Source organism: Microbacterium resistens (assembly GCF_031456305.1).
Lineage (GTDB): Bacteria > Actinomycetota > Actinomycetes > Actinomycetales > Microbacteriaceae > Microbacterium > Microbacterium resistens_A.
Map to the genome: position 1 here is coordinate 157,944 of NZ_JAVDUM010000004.1, position 18,845 is coordinate 176,788.

Consider the following 18,845-nt stretch of genomic DNA (forward strand, 5'->3'; position numbering starts at 1 on the left):
CCAGGTAAGGGTAACCTCAGTAAGCTCCATAAATAAGGTTAGGCTTACCTGACTTTCCCGTACCTATGGCGCCAGAATGACGGCGCTCGATCCGAGGAGGAGACCGTGTCCCATACCCCCAAGGCGCTGCGCCCCGCGCGCACGCGCCTGCTCGCGGCGCTGACGGCCGCGGCGCTGGCCGTGGCCGGTGCCGTGGCCGGAGCAGCGCCGGCGACGGCGGCGGATTCCCCGGCGGTGACGATCGCCGAGGCGCCCCGCGCCGGCGGCACCGTCACCGTGACGGGATCCGGCTTCGCCGGCACCTCGCCGGGCGTCTACCTGGGCCTCGGCCCCGCAGGGCTGCCGGGCTTCTACCAGGGCGCGAGCGGCCTGCAGCAGGTCGTCTGGATCGCCCCGGGCAACCAGGAGGGCCAGAGCGAGGCGGGCCCCACGGCGCCGATGAACCCGGACGGCACCTTCACGGTGACCCTCGACATCCCGGCGTATGCGGACGGCGTCGAGTGGGCGCTCTACACCTCGAAGGCCCACGGTCAGGGGTTCGCCGATCCCAGCCAGAACACGATCACGGCGGTCGCCTACGCGGCGCCCGAGCCGTCGTCGACCACGACGACGCTCGCGGTCGACCCGCAGGGCAGCTCCGCTCCCGGTGTACCCGTGACCCTCACCGCGACGGTGACGCCGGCGGACGCCGCGGGATCGGTGACGTTCTTCGCGCACCGCGCCGGTGAGTCCACCGCCGTGGCCGATCGGGTCGCCCTCTCCGGAGGCACCGCCACCGTCGTCGCCGAAGGACTGGAGGCCGGCGTCACCGGCTTCAGCGCGTCGTTCGCGCCGGCGGACGCGGCCGTGTCCGCGCCCTCGGACAGCGCCGTCGTGCCGCACGAGATCGTCGGCGGCACCGACCCCGAGCTGGAGTTCGACCCGCAGATCCGCGTCTTCCTCGCGGACGGGACGACGCCCTACGCCGGCCAGGAGGTGCGGACGGGCGACCAGCTCGTCGTGAAGGGCACCGGTTTCGACCCGGCAGCGAACGTCGGCGGCCGCGGTGCGCCGATCCCCGCCGACCTGCCGCAGGGCACCTACGTCGTGCTCGGCTCGTTCCTCGACGCCTGGCAGCCCTCGGCCGGAGCCCCCGGCTCGGCGCGCAAGGCGGTCGACCAGAAGTGGGCGCTCGCCGAGGACGTGCTGAACCAGGTCCCGCCGCGCTACCAGGACGCGGTTCGGGCGCAGTGGGCGCCCATCGCCGCGGACGGATCGTTCACCGCCACGCTCACCGCGAAGGACTTCTCCTCCGCGCTCGGAGGCGGCACCTGGGGCGTCTACACGTACGCCGCCGGCGGCGTGGTCAACGCGGAGCAGGAGCTCTCCGCCCCCGTGAACTACGCGGGCGACGTCGTCGTCCCCGAGCCCACGGGCCCCGCGATCACCGTGACCCCTGCCGAGAAGCTCGACCCAGGGGTGGACAACGTCATCACGATCGCCGGCACCGGCTTCACCGGGCCCGGCGCCGCCAACGGCGCCTACGTCCTGTTCGGTGAGACCTCCGTCTGGAACGGCGGCGGACCGCTTCCGGCCGACGGGTGGGTCGCACAGGGCTGGGTGATGCCGAAGGACATCGCCGCCGGCTCCTTCCAGACGACGCTGACGATCCCGGCGGGCTCCCTGGTTCCGGGGAAGACCTACCACGTGGCCACCTCGGCCGCGCACGGGCTCTCGCAGACCGACCGCTCCCTCGACTCCTTCGCCGCGGTGACCGTCGCCGAGCAGACCGGTCCCGCGACTCCTGCGATCCGGCTGAGCTCGGACTCCCTGCGCGCCGGGGAGGCGCTCACGGTGACCGGCACCGGCTTCCCGGCCGGAAGCCAGGCGACCGTGACCGTGAACTCCTCGGCGTTCGTCCTCGGCACGGCGCTCGTCGGCCCGTCCGGCGTCTTCTCGGTCACGGGCACCCTGCCCGCCGACATCGCGGCGGGCGCGCACACCGTCACCGCCTCCGCGGGCGGCGTCACGGCGGCGGCCGCTCTCACCGTCCAGGCGGTCTCCGCACCCACGAAGACGCCGCCGGCCCAGCCGGTGTGCCTGGCCTCCGAGGTTGGCGGTGCGTCGCTGAGCTGGGGCGTCAAGGCGTCGTTCACCAGCTACATCAACGGCCCGATCGCCAAGGGATCGGTCTCCGGCGGATGGGGCAGCGGGTCGGGTGCCTACAGCACCGAGACCGGCAACGGCAGCGTCTCCTACGACGGCGGGATGCACTTCTCGGGACACGGCGGGAAGCTCGATCTGTCGCTCTCGAACCCGCGCATCCGCGTGACGGGCTCCTCCGCGACCCTGTTCCTCGACGTGCGCTCGAAGGGCTACAACGGGTCTCCCGACATCGACACCGCGGGAGTCGCCTTCGCGACGCTCGGGCTGCCGGCGGCCTCCGCCTCCGGAGGGGAGATCTCGTGGTCCGGCGCCTCGGCGACGCTCACGGCCGAGGGCGCCAAGGCGTTCGCCGGCTTCTACTCCGCGGGGGCGGCGCTGGACGCGGTGTCCTTCACGTTCCCGCTCGGCGCGCAGGTTCCGTGCGACTCGTCGACCAGCGGGGCGGCGGCGGGCGGCGGGCTGGCGACGACCGGTGCCGAGGCGGACCTCGGCGCGGTCGGGTTCGGCGCGGTCATGCTGCTGGCGGGCATCGTGCTCGTCGCTGTGCGTCGTCGCCGGCTGACCGAGGTCTGATCGCACCCGCATAACGCAGGGAGGCATGAAGAGGGGGAGTGCCCCGGGTCGAGAGGCTCGGGGCGCTCCCCCTCTTCTCCGCCTTTCCCTGTCGTCCAGCCGGACGATACGATCCCGGGCAGACACCCGCCGATGAGGACCGATGAGGGAGGGCGCATGCAGGATCGGACCACGCGACCACGACCGACGCCCGCGCAGCTCCGCTGGCAGCGGGCAGGCCTCGGCATGTTCGTCCATTTCGGGGTGAACACGTTCGCCGGGCGCGAGTGGAGCGACGGCTCGCTCCCGCCGTCGATCTTCGATCCGTCCGCTCTCGACGCGGAGCAGTGGGCACGGGCGGCCGTGTCGCTGGGCGCGGCGTCGGTGGTGCTCACCGCCAAGCACCATGACGGCTTCTGCCTGTGGCCCACACGCACCACCGACTACTCCGTCGCCTCGTCGCCGTGGAGGGGCGGGGCGGGAGACGTGGTGGGCGAGCTCGCGAAGGCCTGCGCCGCCCACGGCCTCGGATTGGGACTGTACCTCTCTCCCTGGGACCGGCATGCGCCGGAGTACGACGACCCGGAGCGCTACGACGACCTCTACGCCGCCCAGCTCACCGAGCTGATGACCGGATACGGCGACCTGGTCGAGGTGTGGTTCGACGGCGCGGGGTCGGAGGGGCGGGTCTACGACTGGCCCCGGTACATGGAGATCGTCCGCCGGCATCAGCCGGACGCCATGATCTTCAACATGGGGGAGCCGACCATCCGCTGGATCGGCAACGAGGACGGCCTGGCGGCCGATCCCGTCGACTACACGGCCGACTCCGTCCCCCTCAGCCAGTACGTCACGGGTGCGGCATCCCTGCCGACCCGGATCTACCTCCCGCCCGAGTGCGACGTCTCGATCCGCCGGGGATGGTTCTGGCACGAGGATGAGGAGCCCAAGGGGCTCGACCACCTCCTCGCCATCCATCTCGCCTCGATCGGGCTCGGCGCGAACCTGCTCCTGAACGTCCCGCCCTCCCGTAGCGGGCTGATCGACGAGCGCGACCTCCGGAGGATCGGGGAGTTCCGCCGCGAGCTGGACGCTCGGTTCGGCGCGCCCGTCGCTACCCGCCTCACGCCGCGCGGGCCCGGCGTCTGGGACGCGGTGCTGCCGTGGCCGGTCGAGGCCGGCCATCTCGAACTGCGCGAGGCGCTCGAACAGGGGCAGCGGGCGACGGCGCACGAGGTCAGGAACGGGGTGGAGGGAGATATGGACGGCGAGGGTGCGCTCCTCGCCCGCGGAGGGTCGATCGGCGTCCGCCGGATCCATCCCCTCTCCGAATCCTCCGGGCCATCCGCCGGGCCCGTGCTGCTGTCGGCGCTCACCGTCCGCACGGATCGGGACGTCGAGCTCGCCGAGGTGCTCGTCCACCCGGCGACCGCCTCGCCGATCGTGCCCCGCCTGCCGGAGGGGTATCAGGCCTCGACGGAGGCGCCGGAGTAGCGGGGCTGCCGCGGTGCCGTATCGTCGGGGCATGTCTTCCACCGGGCGGCGGAGCGCCGTGATCGCGACGCGCATCGCCGACCGCTGGTTTCGCGAGCTGGGGCTGCCCACCTTCGTCCCCCTCCGGCGCTGGTTCACCGACCTCCCCCGCCGCGTCGCCCCGCTCCTCGTCTGGGTGACGGTCATCGCGTACCTGCTGGAGGACGGCGTCGATGACACCATCGACGTGACGATCGAGATCTTCGGCGCGAACGACTGGGCGATCGTCGCCATGCTCGTCCTGGTGATCGCGCTCTCCGCGGCCGCGGCCTGGATCGGCTACCTCCTCGCGCGGGCGCTCCTTCGCCGGCTGCCGCCCGCGGTCGGCACGGTCCTGGCCTCGCTGCTAATCGTCGGCTGCATCGCCGCGCTCGTCGTCGGCGGGTACCTCGCCAACCCCCGGGCGACGGTGAGCCCCGCCTTCCAGGCCATCGGGCTGGCCGCGGTCTGCGTGCTGATCATCGGGATCGGCGGAGGCGCCTTCGTCTCCTGGGCCTCGCGCCTCGCTATCCGGAACGCCTCCGCGATCGGGCACATGGCGTCCATCGCGCTTCCCGTCATCCTGATGCTGGTGGTGTTCGCCTTCTTCTCCGCCGAGGTCTGGCAGATGGCCTCGGCGTTGCGGTGGCCATCGCTCGCACTCGTCGGAGCGGTCGTCGGAGCGCTCGCGGTCCTGGTGGTGCTGCGGGTCTGCGCCTCCGAGATCGACGACGCCCCGCGGGTGCCCGAGGAGCGCACGGAGCTCCTGGTCGGAACACCGGCCGAGGACCACGGCGATGCGCCGCTTCCCCGGCGGAGGCTCGGCGTCGTGCAGCGCGCGAACATCCTCCTCGTCATGGCCTTCGCTCAGCTGCTCCAGGCCCTCTTCTTCGCGTTCCTGCTCTGGGTGCTCCTGGTCCTGATCGGCAGCATCGCCATCCCCATCGGCGTCGTGGAGCTGTGGGTGGGCCCGGGGAGCGCCGATCAGCCGCTGCCCGTCGAACGGCTGGTCGTCGGGAACGCGGTGCTCCCGATCACGGTGAACCTGATCAAGGCCGCCGCGCTGCTCTCGCTCATCGCGACGCTGCCCTTCGTCTTCTCCGCGGTGAGCGAGGAGCGGTATCGGGAGCGGTTCTTCGATCCGATCATGGCCGACATGCGGAGGGCCATCGCCGTGCGCGACGCCCTCGCGATCCGCACCGCGGTGCAGCGGGAGGCAGTGCCCGCGTCGCGCCGACGCCGGGACGGACGCGCCCGCGCCCTCTGACGCCCCTGCGACCTGCGACCCGGCGACCGGCGACGCGACGCTCAGGTCGAGGAGACGGGTGGGGCAGCGTTGGCGGCGTTCTCGGGCGCCGTGACCTGTCCGGTCGTCAGGGACACCAGGGCGTCCAGGACGCGGTCGTCCGCGAGGATGCGGGAGTGCCCGAGTCCCTCGGTGCGCAGCAGCGTCGACCGGCCGCCATGGGCCTCGTGGAGACGGAGCGCGTCCGTGTCCGGCATCTGGCGGTCCGCGCGATCGTGGACGACGAGGAGCTCGACGCCGGGCGGCAGGGGATCGGCCACCGCGTCGTACTGCGCGACGAGGTCGGCGGCGTCCACGCCCATCCGGGCGCGGAACCGCTCCTCGAACCGGGCCCGTGTGGCGGCGTCGAGGCCCAGGCCCTCACCGAACACGCGGAGGAAGGCTGCGGGGCTCGCCGCTCCCGAGACGACCGCGACGGCACGGGCGCGCACCCCGTGACGTGCGGCGGTGAGGGCGGCGAGGCCCCCGAACGAGTGCCCGATGATGGTGTCGAAGCCCGTGCCGTCGTCGAGCAGCCGGACCGCCTCCAGCCAGTCGCGGATGTCGGTCCGGCGTCCCTTCGAGGCGCCGTGGGCCGGGGCGTCGAAGGAGACGACCCGGAGGCCCGCCGCCACGAGCTCCCGGACCAGCGGGGAGAACTGCGACGCGCGTCCCCGCCAGCCGTGGAGAAGGAGAGCGGTCTCGGTGCCGTCGCCCCACTGATAGGCGACGACCTCGTTCCCCCGGACGGTCACGCGACGGCGCCGTGCGTCGAGATCGGTGGCGGCATCGGCCTCGCGCACGGCCATCCGCGGGGCGGTGGCGAAGAAGGTCCGGAGCGCTAGGGAGGCCCCGAGGGCGGGGGAGACCGCTCCGGAGGCCCGGAGGGCGGAGCGGATGAGCTGATCGCTGCGGGGCATGGGGACTCCTGCGGGACGAAAGAAGGTGAACGGTCGTACGCATAGTATAAGAACGATCGTTCGTATACTAGAGCGATGACCGATCAGCGCATCGATGACGGAAGACGGGCGCGGGGCGACGCCTCGCGCCGGACGGTCCTGCGGAGCGCGACCGACCTCGCCTCCGTCGACGGTCTCGACGGGCTGACGATCGGCCGGCTCGCCGAGGCGTCGGGCCTCAGCAAGAGCGGCATCGCGACGCTCTTCCGCGGCAAGGAGGGCGTGCAGCTCGCCGCGGTCGCCGCAGCACGGCAGATCTTCGTCGACCGCATCATGGAGCCCGCGAGGGACGAGCCGCGCGGCGTCCGCCGGCTCTCGGCCCTGCTGCGCAACGCGCTGGACTACTCGCGGGACCGCGTCTTCACCGGCGGGTGCTTCTTCGCCGCCGCCGCCGCGGACATGGACTCCAAGCCCGGTCCGGTGCGCGACGCGGTGCGCGAGGCGCTCGTGGACTGGTACGGGTATCTCGGGGCGCAGGTGCGCGCCGCCGTCCGTGCCGGGGAGCTCGTGCTCGACGAGGAGGGTGCGGAGGTGCTCGCCTTCGAGCTCGCGGCGCTCAACGAGCAGGCGAACGCCCGGTCGCTCCTCCTCCGGGACGACCGACCCTACGCGCTGGCCGCCGCGGCGATGAGGGAGCGGCTGCTGGCCGCGGGCGCCTCGGCGGAGTCGATGCGCGCACTCGACGCCTGAAGCGTCGGGGTGGCCGGCGGAGCCCGTCCTTCCGCGCGCCCGTAGACTCGAAGGTGATGTCGTCGACGAACCGGGTGCCCTGATGGGGACGGAAGAGGAGCGTCGGCGGCTGTCCCGTCCGTCGCCGCACCGCGCGATCGTCGCGGTGCTGCTGGCCACGGGGCTGTGCGCCTCGTTCCTGTTCACGCTCGTCGTGCCGATCCAGGCGAAGCTCCCCGATCTGCTCGGTGCCGCCAGGGAGGACACGGCGTGGGTCGTCACCGCCACGCTGCTCGCCTCCGCGGTGATCACGCCGATCGCGGGGCGGCTGGGGGACATGTACGGCAAGCGCCGGATCATCCTCTGGCTCCTGGTGATCACGACGGTCGGCTCGATCGTCGTCGCACTGTCCTCGCAGATCCTCGGCGTGGTCCTCGGGCGCACGCTGCAGGGCGCGATGGCCGGGGTCATCCCGCTCGGCATCGCGGTCATGCGCGACGTGCTGCCCGCGCACCGCGTGGACGGGGCCATCGCCATGATGAGCTCGACCCTGGGCGTCGGCGGGGCGCTCGGGCTCCCGGTCAGCGCGCTGATCACCGAGTACGCCGACTGGCACGTGCTGTTCTGGGTGACCGCCGCGATGAGCGCCGCGGCGTTCGGCCTGGTGCTGTGGATCGTGCCGGTGAGCGTGCTGCGCGACGCCGGCCGGTTCGACCTCCTCGGCGCGCTCGGCCTCAGTGCGGGCCTGATCGGGATCCTGCTCGCGGTCTCCCGGGGCGACCAGTGGGGCTGGCTGAGCCCGGCGACGCTCGGCTGCGGGATCGGCGGCGTCGTCCTGCTCGTCCTGTGGGCCTGGTACCAGCTGCGCGTGCGCGAGCCGCTGCTCGATCTGCGCGTCGCCGCCCGCAGGCCCGTCCTCCTGACGAACCTCGCCTCGATCGGGATGGGCTTCGCCCTGTTCGCCTCGAACGTCGTCTACCCCCAGCTGCTGGAGATGCCCGCGTCCTCCGGGGTCGGCTTCGGCCTCCCGCTTCTGATCGCGAGCCTCGTCGTGATGCCGTCCGGCATCCTCATGATGCTGCTCTCCCCGGCGGCGGGGCGGATCGCCAGGGCCATCGGGCCCAAGGTCCTGCTCCTCGTCGGCGCGGCCTCGCTCATCGCCGCCTACGCCTTCACGATCGTGCTGCACACCGAGGTCTGGCACATCCTGTTCGCGAACCTGCTGATCGGCGTCGGCATCGGATTCGGCTACGCCTCGATGCCGATGCTCATCATGCGCTCCGTCCCGCAGAACGAGACCGGCGCCTCGAACGGTCTGAACGCCCTCTGCCGGTCGCTCGGGACGAGCACGGCGGCCGCGGTGATGGGGGCGGTGCTGGCGGCATCCAGCGCGCAGAGCGGGACCGGGATGCCGAGCGCCGACGGCTTCCAGCTCTCCTTCGTGCTCGGGATCGCGGCGGCGGCCGTCGCCTTCGTGCTGGCTTTCCTGATCCCCTCCGCCCCACGGCGGAGCGGCACCCCTCGCTCCCCGCGGACTGAGGGTGCTGTCATGCATCCTGTCGGATCATGACGACGAGGTCGGACCGATCCGTCGATTCGGTCCTTCGAGAGTGAATCGATCCGGCGGAGTTGCGTCGGCCAGGCGCTGTCAGTGCCCTAGGTCAACCCGGGTCAGGCGGGGAAGGCGAAGCGCAGCTTGGCGGGGGCGCCGATCTGGCGCAGGCCCGTGATCCGGCCGTTGGCATCGGCCTCGATCCCGAGGATGTCGGTGCGGCCGGACAGGCGCAATGCGATCGACGGCTCCCCGTTGACGTCGATGAGGACCGCTCCGATCGAGGAGGGCGCTGCCTCCCATGATGCCTCCCACGCCGCCTCCCGCGATGCCTCCCGTGCCGCCTTCTGGAGGATGCCGACGAAGAACCGGGCGATGCGGTCCGCGCCGAACACGGGGTTCAGGGCGCTGCGGACCTGGCCTCCGCCGTCCGCCCAGAGGATCGCATCGGGGGCGAGCAGGGCGGTGACGCCGGCCACGTCCCCGCTCCCGATCGCCTCCACGAGGCGCGCGAGGTCGTCGCGGGCGAGGGATCGGGGCGCGTCGGCCTCCGGATCGATCCGCAGGCGCCGCTCGCCCCGGGAGATCAGCTGACGGACGGCGGCGGGCGATCTCTCCAGGATCTCGCCGATCTCGCCGGCCGTCATCCCGAACGCACGATGGAGGACCACCGCGGCACGGGTCTCCGGCGCGAGCTGCTCGGCGACGTGGAGCAGGGCGATCGAGAGCATCTCGCGATCGGCGACGGCCTCCTCCGGCAGCCGGGAGGTCGCCACCGGCTCGGGAAGCCAGTGTCCGGTGTACTCCTCGCGGGATGCGGCGAGGCCGCGCACGAGGTCGATCGACCGGCGTACGCAGATGGTCGTGAGGAGGGCGGGCCAGGAGCGGACGGGCGCCGCGCCGTCCCGCTCCTGCCGCAGAGCCTCGATCGCGACCTCGGAGACGACGTCCTCGGCGAGCCCGAAGTCGCCGAGCATCCGGTAGGCGATGCCGAGGAGGCGGCCTCGCTCGTCCGCCCATGCGTGCGCGGCAGGCGTGGGCGCGGTCATGCCTCCACGCTAGCCCCGGTCGGCGACAGGGGCGTCCGGCCGTGCGGTCACACGATCGGGTTCTTCGCGTCCACCGGCGGCGCCATCTCCGTCGCGATCGCGATGCGGTTCCAGACGTTGATGACCGAGATCGCGAGGACGATCGCGCCGAGCTCGCCCTCGTCGAAGTGCGCGGCCGCGGCGTCCCAGATCTCATCGGTCACGGTGTCGGGGCCGAGCTTCGTCACCGCGTCGGTGAGGGCGAGGGCCGCGAGCTCCCGCTCCTCGAAGAGCGCCCGCGCGTGCTGCCACGCGCCCACGGCATGGAGGGTCCGCTGAGGGATGCCGTGCGCCGCGCCGTCGGTCGCGTGCATGTCGACGCAGTAGCCGCAGCCGTTCAGGATGGACGCGCGGAGCTTGATGAGCTCGTACAGCCGGGTGTCCACGGCCTTCCGCGCGTACGCCTCCATGCCGAGCACGGCCGCGTAGCCGAGCTTGTTGGTCCGCGAGATCTCGATCCTCGTCATCCCGAGTCCTTCCTCCATCGGCCCGGTCCGCGGGGATCGCGGGTCCTCATGAGGCCGTCATAGGAGAAGTCGGGGGAGGAGGGCGAAGTGTGACATCCCCGTCGGCGAGTCCTCGGATCAGGCCTCCGTCGTCGTCCCGCTGTCGATGATCGCGAGCCCTCTGCCCCGGAGGCGCCGGCGCTCCTCGGCGAGCGTGGCGAGGATCCGCGCGGTGGTGGTGCGGATGTGGGCGACGGCAAGCGTCGCGGCGGCGTCCGCGTCCCGGGCGGCCAGGGCATCGACGATGGCGCGGTGCTCGTCCACCGCCTGCATCCGGGAGTCGGGTGTGCGCGCCTCCAGCCAGCGGGGGCGCAGCAGTCGGGTCATGACGCCGGACATCGCCTCGGCGAGGAAGGGGTTGCCGGACAGGCGGCCGAGGACCTCATGGAAGCCGTTTCCGTGCCCGAGCACGTCCTCCTCGTCGGTCGCCTCCAGGCCGGAGCGGAGGGCGGCGAGGTCGTCGTCCGAGGCTCGTGCGCAGGCGAGCCGGATCGCGGCGACCTCCACACCCTCGCGATATTCGGCCAGCGCCCGGATCTCGGCGAGGTCGATGGGAGCCGTCGTCCATCCGCGCCCCTCTCTGCGCACCAGCCCCTCGGCCTCGAGGCGCAGCAGCGCGCCGCGGATCGGCGTCCGGGACGAGCCGAGGTCCGCCTCCAGGCCCCGTTCGGTCAGGCGCTCCCCGGGGATGTAGTCCAGGGAGAGGATGGCCTGGCGGAGGCGGTCGTGCACCGAGGAGGCGTCGGCGAGGTCGGGTGTCAGGGCGGGCATTCGTCCTCGAATCGGGGAGGGAATCTTGGGATCCCAAGTTGGTGTACCTTGACGATATCCCATCCACGCCTCCCCGGGGGCATCCACGGAGAAGGGCACGACATGGCCGGAGAAGGCGCATCCCTGCGGGCCTGGGGCATGCTCGCCCTCGGCGTCGCGGCGCAGGCCGCAGGCACCGTGCTGGTGAGCACGCCGGCCTTCCTCCTCCCGCACCTGCATGCGCAGGGCATGTCCCTGGTCGCGGGCGGCGCGCTCGCCGCGGCGCCGACCGTGGGGCTCGTCCTGACGATGGTGCTCTGGGGCGCGCTGGCCGACCGCTTCGGCGAGCGGATCGTCATCGCGGCGGGCCTCGGCCTCAGCGCCCTGGTCGCCGCGCTCGCGATCGGCGTCGCCGACCCGCTGCCGCTGGGGATCCTCCTGCTCCTCGGCGGCGCGACCTCGGCGAGCGTGAACGCGGCGAGCGGACGAGTGGTGATCGGCTGGTTCCCGCGCGAGCGCCGGGGGCTTGCGATGGGTGTCCGGCAGATCGCGCAGCCCCTCGGCGTCTCCGTCGCGGCGATCCTCGTTCCGATCCTCGTCGACGGCGGAGGGATCGCGGCGACCATGACCTTCTCCGCCGTGCTCCTTGGCGTGCTCGCGGTGCTGTGCGCGCTCGGGATCCGCAACCCGCCACGCAAGCCGGCCGGGGGACGAAACCGGGGCGGGGGACGAAGCGGTGTTGGAGGGTCTTCGCCGGGCGCGATGAGCGGGAATCCCTATCGCTCCGGATCCTTCCTCTGGCGCATCCACGCCGTATCCGCGCTGCTGGTCGTCCCGCAGTTCGCCCTGTCGATCTTCGGCGTCGTGTGGCTGGTGACGGACCTCGGATGGGACGCGACGGCCGCCGGCGTCCTGGTCGCCGCCGCGCAGTTCATCGGTGCGCTCGGCCGCATCCTGATCGGGGCGGTGAGCGACCGCGTCGGCAGCCGCGTCCGCGTCCTTCGCGCCGTCTCGATCGCAGGAGCCGTGGCGATGCTCGCCGTGGGAGGAGCGGGGCTCCTCCGGGTCGACGCCGTCGCCGCGATCGTGTTCGTGATCGCGACGGTCGTGAGCGTGGCCGACAACGGGGTCGCGTTCACCTCCGTGGCGGAGGCAGCCGGCGGGGACTGGGCGGGGCGTGCCCTCGGCGTGCAGAATACGGGGCAGTACCTCGTCGCGTCCGCCGTCGGCCCGGTGGTCGGCGCGCTGATCGGGCTGGTCGGTGCGCCCTGGGCGTTCGCGCTGCTGGCCGTGGCACCGGCGTTGGCGCGACCGCTCGTCCCGGCCGATGACCGGTTCGACTTCGCCGGGACCGACGAGTTGTCGGGGCCGTCCGCGATGGGGGACGCCCGTGGCGCGGGGGAGCCCACGCGATAGCCGCCCCTGCACCACAGGTGCCTGCCGATGCGGCGGCCGGTCGGTCTCAGTCCTGGCCTGCGGAGATCATCCAGTCGATGCCGAACCTGTCGGTGAACATGCCGAAGAGGCCTCCCCACGGCGCCTCCACGAACGGCATGGTGACGGTGCCGCCGTCGGAGAGCTTCGTCCAGGCGTCCTGCAGGGCGACCGTGTCCGTGCCGCTGAGGGAGACCGAGATGCCCTGAGGGGCGACGTACGGCATGACGCTGGGGATGTCGGAGGCCATCAGCACGAGGCCGTCGGGGGTGGTGAGCTGGGCGTGCATGACGAGATCCTTCTCGCCGGGGTCCTGGATCATGTCGGGGAAGGCCTCGAACGTCGAGACGTCGAGCTCTCCGCCCAGCGCCTGCTGGTAGAACTCCATCGCTGCGCGGGCGTTGTCGCGGAACGAGAGGTAGGGGTTGAGCGAGGGCATGACTGCTCCTTCTGGCGATCGGATGTCGCGGCCTGTGCCGTGCAGGAGCAAGTCTCCGCGCGGCCTCCGACATCCGCAATCCCCTCCTCGTGCCGGCTTGTCGTTGCGCGCCGATCCGCCGGATGGCGGTGCCGCGGACGCCGAGCGCGGCCGCACGGCGGGTGCCCATCGTGCGGCATCGTCCGCAAGATGGGATGCATAGGTCGCTCACCATGGACGAAGGAGTTCACATGACATCGACGACGATCCGGCCGCCCTTCGATCCGGAGCTCGAGGCAGCCCTCGGCATCATGCGCGAGAACATGCCCGCGACGCTCACGGTCGACATGATCCCGGCCATGCGGGCGGTGCCCCTGGCGTTGGGCGGACGCGAGACGATCGAGGATGCCGGGCTCGTGACCCGGGACGTGACGATCTCGGGCCACGACGGCGCGGAGATCGTGCTGAGTATCATCCAGCGACCCGACCGCACGGGCACGGGTCCCGGGATCTACCATGCCCACGGCGGCGGAATGATCGTGGGCGACCGCTGGGCCGGCGTCGCGGGCCTCGCGCGCTGGGCGCACGAGCTCAACGCCGTGATCGTCACGGTGGAGTACCGACTCGCCCCCGAGCATCCGGATCCCACGCCGGTCGAGGACTGCTATGCCGGCCTGGTCTGGACGGCGGCGCACGCCGCGGAGCTGGGCGTCGACCTCGACCGGCTCATGATCGGAGGCGGGAGCGCCGGCGGTGGGCTCGCCGCCGGGACCGCCCTGCTCGCCCGCGACCGCGGTGGTCCCGCTCTCCGCGCGCAGCTGCTCATGTGCCCGATGCTCGACGATCGCGACACCACGGTCTCGACCAGGCAGATCGACGGGGTCGGAGTGTGGGACCGCGGCAGCAACGTGGTCGGCTGGAGTGCGCTGCTCGGCGACCGCAGGGGGACGGACGACGTGTCGATCTACGCGGCCCCGGGACGCGCCGTCGATCTGTCCGGGCTGCCGCCCGCCTACATCGACTGCGGCAGCGCCGAGGTCTTCCGCGACGAGGATGTCGCCTACGCGACCCGCATCTGGGAGGCGGGCGGACAGGCCGAGCTCCACGTGTGGGCCGGCGGCTTTCATGGCTTCGAGATGGTCCCTCAGGCCGCGATCTCGCAGGCGGCCGTCGCCGCGCGCGACAGCTGGATCGCCCGCATGCTCGGCCGCTGACCCCCTGACCCCGCGGAGTCCGGCGAGCCGCCGGTCTCCGCGGCCTAGACTGGCCGGCACAGAGGAGCCGCCATGCAGGAACTCGCCGGACGACTGACGGCGCTCGATCCCGATGCGAGCGAGTCGCTCAAGGTCATCTCGTACTTCGATGCGCTCGTCGCGGGCGGTGCCGGCATCGATGCGCTCCTCCGCGCCGCGGCGCTTCTCAGCGGTGCCGTCGTCGGCGGCGAGCTCGACGGGCGGATCGCGCGGATGGACGCCGGCGGGCGAGCCGTGGGCAGCGCCTCGTCCCAGGGGTGGTCGTCCCAGGGATGGCCGGCGTCGGCCGCCGGAGGACGCAGGGTGTGGATCGAGCGGGAGGGGGCGGCGCACGCGAACGACGCGATGATCCTCGAACGCCTCTCGCTCGCCGTCGCGATCGTCGACACCCGCCGCCCTGGAGCCGAGCCCGGATCGGTCGAGATCGTCCTGGACGGAGCGCGTTCGGCCGATGAGCGCGCGGTCGCCGCGACGCGGCTCCGCATCGGCGGCGGACCGTTCCGTGTGGCCGCGCTGCCGCTCGATGCCGATGCCGACGCCGATGCCCCGCCCGGTCCGTCGGCGGTGCTGGCGGGGCCCTATGGCCTCGCGCGAGCCGTCATCGCGCCGGCGGGGGCGGTGCCCGCCGTCGGCGGACACGCGGCGGCGGAGTCGATCGAGCGGCTCCCGGAGGCCTGGATCGATGCCCGCGCCGCCTTGAGGATCACGGACGCGAGGCACCCCGTGTGCTGCGCCGACGATCTCGGTGCGGCGATGCAGCTCGTGCGCGCGCACGATCCTTCGACGCCGCGGCATCCCGATGTCGACGCGATCATTGCGTTGGATCCGCGCGCTCGTGAGCTCCTGGACGAGCTAGTGGAGGCGGAGAGCGTACGAGCGGCGGCGGCGTCCCTCGGGCTGCACCACAGCACGCTCCAGTCCAGACACGAGACGCTCACGCGACAGCTGGGCTATGACCCTCGCTCCCGCCAGGGTCGCCTTCGCTACGAGGTGGCGCGGCTGCTCGAAAGGCTCGTGTGACGCTCGTCGCCCCTGCTGTTCCGTCCTTCCGTGCTGTCCTGCCCGCGCCGCCCTTCCCGTTCGCGCTGTCGTTTCCTGTTCGCGCTGCGAAGGTTTCCGCCGCGCGAGCAGGAATGAGCAGCGCGGGGGCAGGATGGAGGGATGACCGCCGTCACGCTCATCCGCTCCGCATCCCTTTCCGACGTCGCCGAGTACGCCTATGCCGCCACCGCTCCGAAGGACGCCAGGCTCATCTTCCTCGCCGGCGCCTGCCCGCTGGAGGATGACGGGTCGACCGCGGCCGTTGGTGACTATGCGGGGCAGGCGGCTCGGTGCGTGGAGACTCTCCGGCGCGCCCTGGCCGATGCCGGCGCGGGGCTGACCGACGTCATCAGCACCCGCGTGCTCGTCGCATCGAGCGCCCAGGCCGATCTCGTCGCGGCCTGGGAGGTGGTGCGCGATGCGTTCGGTGCGCACGATGTGCCGAGCACGCTCCTCGGCGTCACGGTCCTCGGGTACGACGATCAGCTCGTGGAGATCGAGGCGATCGCCGCCGTCGTCGACCCGGAGGGCTGAGCCGGATAGAGGGCATCAGCGCCGTGCTCCGAGGAGCCGCCACAGCTCGGCCCACGCCTCGGGCGCAAGGTCTCGCGGCAGCGCGCCGACGGGGATCCCCGCGCGGGAGAGTGCGGCGCGGACCTCTCCGGCCGGACGGCGTGAGGCGTTCTCCAGGATCCGGCGCAGTCCTCGCCCGCCCCCGGTGAAGGCGCCGCGGACGAACCGTTCATACCCGCCGCGCTCCGAGAGCGGCACCAGGGGCGAGCCACGGCGGGTGATCCCGAGGATCCCGCCGTCGACGGAGGGGACGGGGCGGAACCGCTCGCGGGGGACCCTTCCGTGGAGCGCGAACGTGAACCAGGGCGCCGTCTGCGCCGTCAGCATGGTCGATCCGCCGACGCCGGCCCTCTTCCGGGCGACCTCCCACTGCGTCAGCAGGACCGCATGCCGCCAGGCGCCGGAGGACAGCATGCGCCGCAGCAGCGGGGTGGTGAGATGGAACGGGATGTTCCCGACGAGCACCGCCGCGTCCAGGGGCACCCGGAGGGCGTCCGCGCAGCGGACATCGACGCCCGCCCGCCCGCCGAACCGCTCGCGGAGGGTCCGCGCTCGGTGCTCGTCGATTTCGACGGCGGTGAGCGGCCGGCCCAGCTCCGCCAGCTCCCCGGTGAGAGCGCCGTCTCCTGGTCCGATCTCGAGGATCGTCCCCTCGGTGGCGGCGACGAGCGAGGCGATGGTCCTCGTGGTCGGACGATGGGCGAGGAAGTTCTGGCCGAGCTCATGCCGGCCACCGTGCACGGAACGCGGGTCAGAACGAGGCACAGAGCTGTGCACAGAACGCGGCACGGAACCGTGTGCAGAACGCGGGTCGGAGGGGCGGTCGGACGGGTGAGACGAGGAATGGCGACGCATGGGTGCTCCCGGAGAAGAGGATGGAGCACCCGGCGAGCGGGTCGGTGGACCGGATGGGCGTCGACGCCGTCCGGAGACGGCGAACGCGGGGTTCGACGGAGGACCGCTCCCCGGGTGCGATGACCGGGGGTACGGCGCGAGCGGCAGGCTAGGCGAGCGTCATCGCGCCGTCAGGCGCGGCGGTCGCGGAAGCCGTAGAAGCACACGCCGACGCATGCCTCGCTTATCGTTCCCATGCCTGCCAGTGTAGGCGATCCCCGCGAGGGCGTGAGCGGCTCAGGATGTGAGGGGTCGGACAGCGGCGCTCACACCACGACGCGCTCCGGCGGTGCTCAGTGCGGGGCGTGGTACTCGGCCTCGCCGCGCTTCCAGTAGCCCTTCACCACGGCATGGTCCGTGTCGACGCCCCAGCGGCCGAGCAGCGCGCGGCCGGGCTTGACGACGGCCTGCTCCGCCGCGATGAAGCAGAACGGATCGGCGCCCGGGGCGTCTGCCTCGCCGAGGCCGTCCAGCATGTCGATGAGCGCCGAGCCGGAGGGGGCGTCGCCGCGGTGCAGCCACTCGACGTCGACCGGTGCGTCGATATCGAGCTCATCCTCCGCGGAGCGCACCTCGACGACGATGCGCGCCGGTGCGCCCCCGATCATCCCGGCGAAGCGTCGGATCGCGGGGATCGCCGTCTCGTCGCCCGCGAGGAACCACCCTCCCGGCGCGCCGGTGACCACGGCGGATCCCCGGGGTCCGCCTACGCCGACCACGGATCCGAGCGGAGCCGTGGCCGCCCAGGGGGCAGCGATCCCCTCGTCCCCGTGCACCGCGAACTCGACGTCGAGCCAATCCTCGCCCCAGGCGAGCGGCGTGTACTCGCGGCTCGGCGCCTCGCGCATCTCCTCGACCGTCGCCGGCGGCGTCGCAGGGAAGAACAGGCGCAGGTGGTCGTCGGCGCCGAGGGAGGTGAAGCCCGAGAGATCCCCGCCCTGCAGCCGGACGCGCACGTAGGCCGGGGCCAGCCATTCGCGGGCGGCGAGGGTGACGGTACGGAAGCGCAGATCGAGCCGCTGCCGCTCGATCGTGAACGCGGAGGACGTCGGTGCCGAGGGCGGGGCGGGAGTCGGGTTCGACGAAGTCATGCCTCTAGGCTAGCCTGATCACGTCAGGTTAGGATTGGCTTACCTACATTGTCTCCACCTGGCAGACCCCCACACCGCAGAACAGGAGTCTCTCCATGTCCGTGCCCAGAATCCTCGCCGCCACCGCTCTCGGTGCGGCCTCCGTCCTCGCGATCGCCGGGTGCTCGGCGTCACCCGCAACGGCGCCCACCGCATCGGCGCCCGCGGCCTCGTCGGTCACCATCGAGGACAACAACGGCACGCACGAGATCAAGACTCCGCCGACGGCGGTCGTCGCCACCGACAACCGCACCTTCCAGACCCTCTCGGACTGGGGGATCGAGCTGAAGGCGGCGGCGGTCGCGCTCATGCCCGACTCCTCCCCGTACAAGAAGGACGAGAAGATCCTCGACCTCGGCAACCACATCGAGCCCAAGCTCGAGACGGTCGTGGCCGCGGAGCCCGATCTCATCATCAACGGCCAGCGCTTCGCCTCCTTCCACGACGACCTCGTCACTCTCGTTCCCGACGCGACCGTGATCGAGCTCGACCCGCGTGAGGGCAAGCCGTTCGACGAGGAGCTGCGCCGGCAGGTGACCGTGCTCGGTGAGATCTTCGGCAAGCAGAAGGAGGCCGAGAAGCTCGTCGCCGACTTCGACGCGGCCGTGGACCGGGCGAAGGACGCCTATCAGAAGGCCGACAAGGTCATGGCGGTCAACACCTCCGGCGGTGAGATCGGCTACATCGCGCCGACCGTCGGCCGCACGCTCGGCCCGATCTTCGACCTCATCGGCATGACGCCGGCGCTCGAGGTGCCGGAGGCGAGCACCAACCACAAGGGCGACGACATCTCGGTCGAGGCGATCGCCACCTCCAACCCCGACTGGATCCTCGTCATGGACCGTGACGCCTCCTTCAGCGCCAAGGAGCCGTCCTTCAAGCCCGCCGCCGAGATCCTGGAGGGCTCCGAGGCCCTCGCCGGCGTCACCGCGGTGACGAAGAAGCAGATCGTCTACATGCCCTCCGACACCTACCTCAACGAGAGCATCCAGACGTACACGACCTTCCTCAACGACCTCGCCGACGCGTTCGAGAAGAGCGCCAAGGGCGCCAAGGGCTGAGCGGCCCGGGACGGGGTCCGGTC

General features: G+C 72.2%; 17 protein-coding genes. 10 read left to right on the plus strand and 7 right to left on the minus strand.

The genetic code is table 11. From position 1 onward, the window contains the following. Positions 1-105 precede the first annotated feature (105 nt). The 3 genes from J2Y69_RS06135 to J2Y69_RS06145 all read left to right on the plus strand — a co-directional run bounded on the left by J2Y69_RS06135 (position 106) and on the right by J2Y69_RS06145 (position 5,476). Positions 106-2,718: an HtaA domain-containing protein gene (locus tag J2Y69_RS06135; protein WP_310018624.1), complete on the plus strand. Its 2,613-nt coding sequence runs from the start codon at positions 106-108 to the stop codon at positions 2,716-2,718. Positions 2,719-2,850: 132 nt separating this feature from the next. Continuing rightward, a complete protein-coding gene (locus tag J2Y69_RS06140; RefSeq protein ID WP_310018626.1) occupies positions 2,851-4,191 on the plus strand; it encodes an alpha-L-fucosidase in 1,341 nt (446 codons plus the stop codon). Between the two features lie 31 nt (positions 4,192-4,222). Beyond that, positions 4,223-5,476 carry a hypothetical protein gene (locus tag J2Y69_RS06145; protein ID WP_310018629.1) on the plus strand — a complete coding sequence of 418 codons (1,254 nt, stop codon included), beginning with the start codon at positions 4,223-4,225 and terminating at the stop codon, positions 5,474-5,476. 41 nt (positions 5,477-5,517) lie between these two features. Here J2Y69_RS06145 and J2Y69_RS06150 read toward each other — a convergent pair whose 3' ends face one another. After that, positions 5,518-6,414 carry an alpha/beta fold hydrolase gene (locus tag J2Y69_RS06150; protein ID WP_310018631.1) on the minus strand — a complete coding sequence of 299 codons (897 nt, stop codon included), beginning with the start codon at positions 6,412-6,414 and terminating at the stop codon, positions 5,518-5,520. 75 nt (positions 6,415-6,489) lie between these two features. On the opposite strand from J2Y69_RS06150, the gene J2Y69_RS06155 reads away from it, so the two are divergent. Both J2Y69_RS06155 and J2Y69_RS06160 read left to right on the plus strand, forming a co-directional pair. Continuing rightward, a complete protein-coding gene (locus tag J2Y69_RS06155; protein ID WP_310018634.1) occupies positions 6,490-7,143 on the plus strand; it encodes a TetR/AcrR family transcriptional regulator in 654 nt (217 codons plus the stop codon). An 82-nt stretch (positions 7,144-7,225) separates the two neighbouring features. Beyond that, positions 7,226-8,692 (plus strand): MFS transporter, encoded by a 1,467-nt coding sequence (locus J2Y69_RS06160; protein WP_310018635.1) that lies wholly within the window; start codon positions 7,226-7,228, stop codon positions 8,690-8,692. 101 nt (positions 8,693-8,793) lie between these two features. On the opposite strand, the gene J2Y69_RS06165 is transcribed toward J2Y69_RS06160, so the two are convergent. The 3 genes from J2Y69_RS06165 to J2Y69_RS06175 form a co-directional block, all read right to left on the minus strand. Next, positions 8,794-9,723, minus strand: a complete 930-nt coding sequence (locus tag J2Y69_RS06165; RefSeq protein WP_310018638.1) for a sigma factor-like helix-turn-helix DNA-binding protein — start codon at positions 9,721-9,723, stop codon at positions 8,794-8,796. Between the two features lie 47 nt (positions 9,724-9,770). Beyond that, the gene (locus tag J2Y69_RS06170; RefSeq protein WP_310018640.1) at positions 9,771-10,229 is read right to left on the minus strand and encodes a carboxymuconolactone decarboxylase family protein; all 459 of its coding nucleotides are present in this window, start codon (positions 10,227-10,229) and stop codon (positions 9,771-9,773) included. 117 nt (positions 10,230-10,346) lie between these two features. Beyond that, positions 10,347-11,039, minus strand: a complete 693-nt coding sequence (locus tag J2Y69_RS06175; RefSeq protein ID WP_310018641.1) for a GntR family transcriptional regulator — start codon at positions 11,037-11,039, stop codon at positions 10,347-10,349. 102 nt (positions 11,040-11,141) lie between these two features. Between J2Y69_RS06175 and J2Y69_RS06180 the strand changes: the two genes are divergently transcribed. Then, positions 11,142-12,434 carry an MFS transporter gene (locus J2Y69_RS06180; protein WP_310018644.1) on the plus strand — a complete coding sequence of 431 codons (1,293 nt, stop codon included), beginning with the start codon at positions 11,142-11,144 and terminating at the stop codon, positions 12,432-12,434. A 46-nt stretch (positions 12,435-12,480) separates the two neighbouring features. Here J2Y69_RS06180 and J2Y69_RS06185 read toward each other — a convergent pair whose 3' ends face one another. After that, complete coding sequence (locus tag J2Y69_RS06185; RefSeq protein ID WP_310018646.1) at positions 12,481-12,891, minus strand: VOC family protein; 411 nt, start codon at positions 12,889-12,891, stop codon at positions 12,481-12,483. A 230-nt stretch (positions 12,892-13,121) separates the two neighbouring features. On the opposite strand from J2Y69_RS06185, the gene J2Y69_RS06190 reads away from it, so the two are divergent. From J2Y69_RS06190 to J2Y69_RS06200, 3 genes are all read left to right on the plus strand, one after another. Beyond that, entirely contained in the window at positions 13,122-14,084 is a 963-nt protein-coding gene (locus tag J2Y69_RS06190) for an alpha/beta hydrolase (protein ID WP_310018648.1), read from the plus strand. Between the two features lie 72 nt (positions 14,085-14,156). Further along, positions 14,157-15,143, plus strand: coding sequence for a hypothetical protein (locus tag J2Y69_RS06195; RefSeq protein ID WP_310018649.1), 987 nt, complete (start codon positions 14,157-14,159; stop codon positions 15,141-15,143). A 141-nt stretch (positions 15,144-15,284) separates the two neighbouring features. Continuing rightward, a complete protein-coding gene (locus tag J2Y69_RS06200) occupies positions 15,285-15,698 on the plus strand; it encodes a RidA family protein (RefSeq protein ID WP_310018651.1) in 414 nt (137 codons plus the stop codon). 15 nt (positions 15,699-15,713) lie between these two features. Here the strand turns inward: J2Y69_RS06200 and erm are convergent, their stop codons facing one another. Next, positions 15,714-16,502 carry a 23S ribosomal RNA methyltransferase Erm gene (gene erm, locus J2Y69_RS06205; RefSeq protein ID WP_396653047.1) on the minus strand — a complete coding sequence of 263 codons (789 nt, stop codon included), beginning with the start codon at positions 16,500-16,502 and terminating at the stop codon, positions 15,714-15,716. Between the two features lie 422 nt (positions 16,503-16,924). Further along, positions 16,925-17,722, minus strand: a complete 798-nt coding sequence (locus J2Y69_RS06210) for a siderophore-interacting protein (protein WP_310018653.1) — start codon at positions 17,720-17,722, stop codon at positions 16,925-16,927. 95 nt (positions 17,723-17,817) lie between these two features. Here J2Y69_RS06210 and J2Y69_RS06215 point away from each other — a divergent pair, with 95 nt between their 5' ends. Further along, a complete protein-coding gene (locus J2Y69_RS06215; RefSeq protein ID WP_310018655.1) occupies positions 17,818-18,822 on the plus strand; it encodes a siderophore ABC transporter substrate-binding protein in 1,005 nt (334 codons plus the stop codon). Positions 18,823-18,845: the final 23 nt, after the last annotated feature.

Coding starts and splice junctions, on each gene's coding strand:
- J2Y69_RS06140 (WP_310018626.1), top strand. CDS start 2,851: ATGAGGACCGATGAGGGAGGGCGCATGCAGGATCGGACCACGCGACCA.
- J2Y69_RS06145 (WP_310018629.1), top strand. CDS start 4,223: ATGTCTTCCACCGGGCGGCGGAGCGCCGTGATCGCGACGCGCATCGCC.
- J2Y69_RS06150 (WP_310018631.1), bottom strand. CDS start 6,414: ATGCCCCGCAGCGATCAGCTCATCCGCTCCGCCCTCCGGGCCTCCGGA.
- J2Y69_RS06155 (WP_310018634.1), top strand. CDS start 6,490: ATGACCGATCAGCGCATCGATGACGGAAGACGGGCGCGGGGCGACGCC.
- J2Y69_RS06160 (WP_310018635.1), top strand. CDS start 7,226: ATGGGGACGGAAGAGGAGCGTCGGCGGCTGTCCCGTCCGTCGCCGCAC.
- J2Y69_RS06165 (WP_310018638.1), bottom strand. CDS start 9,723: ATGACCGCGCCCACGCCTGCCGCGCACGCATGGGCGGACGAGCGAGGC.
- J2Y69_RS06170 (WP_310018640.1), bottom strand. CDS start 10,229: ATGACGAGGATCGAGATCTCGCGGACCAACAAGCTCGGCTACGCGGCC.
- J2Y69_RS06175 (WP_310018641.1), bottom strand. CDS start 11,039: ATGCCCGCCCTGACACCCGACCTCGCCGACGCCTCCTCGGTGCACGAC.
- J2Y69_RS06180 (WP_310018644.1), top strand. CDS start 11,142: ATGGCCGGAGAAGGCGCATCCCTGCGGGCCTGGGGCATGCTCGCCCTC.
- J2Y69_RS06185 (WP_310018646.1), bottom strand. CDS start 12,891: ATGCCCTCGCTCAACCCCTACCTCTCGTTCCGCGACAACGCCCGCGCA.
- J2Y69_RS06190 (WP_310018648.1), top strand. CDS start 13,122: ATGACATCGACGACGATCCGGCCGCCCTTCGATCCGGAGCTCGAGGCA.
- J2Y69_RS06195 (WP_310018649.1), top strand. CDS start 14,157: ATGCAGGAACTCGCCGGACGACTGACGGCGCTCGATCCCGATGCGAGC.
- J2Y69_RS06200 (WP_310018651.1), top strand. CDS start 15,285: ATGACCGCCGTCACGCTCATCCGCTCCGCATCCCTTTCCGACGTCGCC.
- J2Y69_RS06210 (WP_310018653.1), bottom strand. CDS start 17,722: ATGACTTCGTCGAACCCGACTCCCGCCCCGCCCTCGGCACCGACGTCC.
- J2Y69_RS06215 (WP_310018655.1), top strand. CDS start 17,818: ATGTCCGTGCCCAGAATCCTCGCCGCCACCGCTCTCGGTGCGGCCTCC.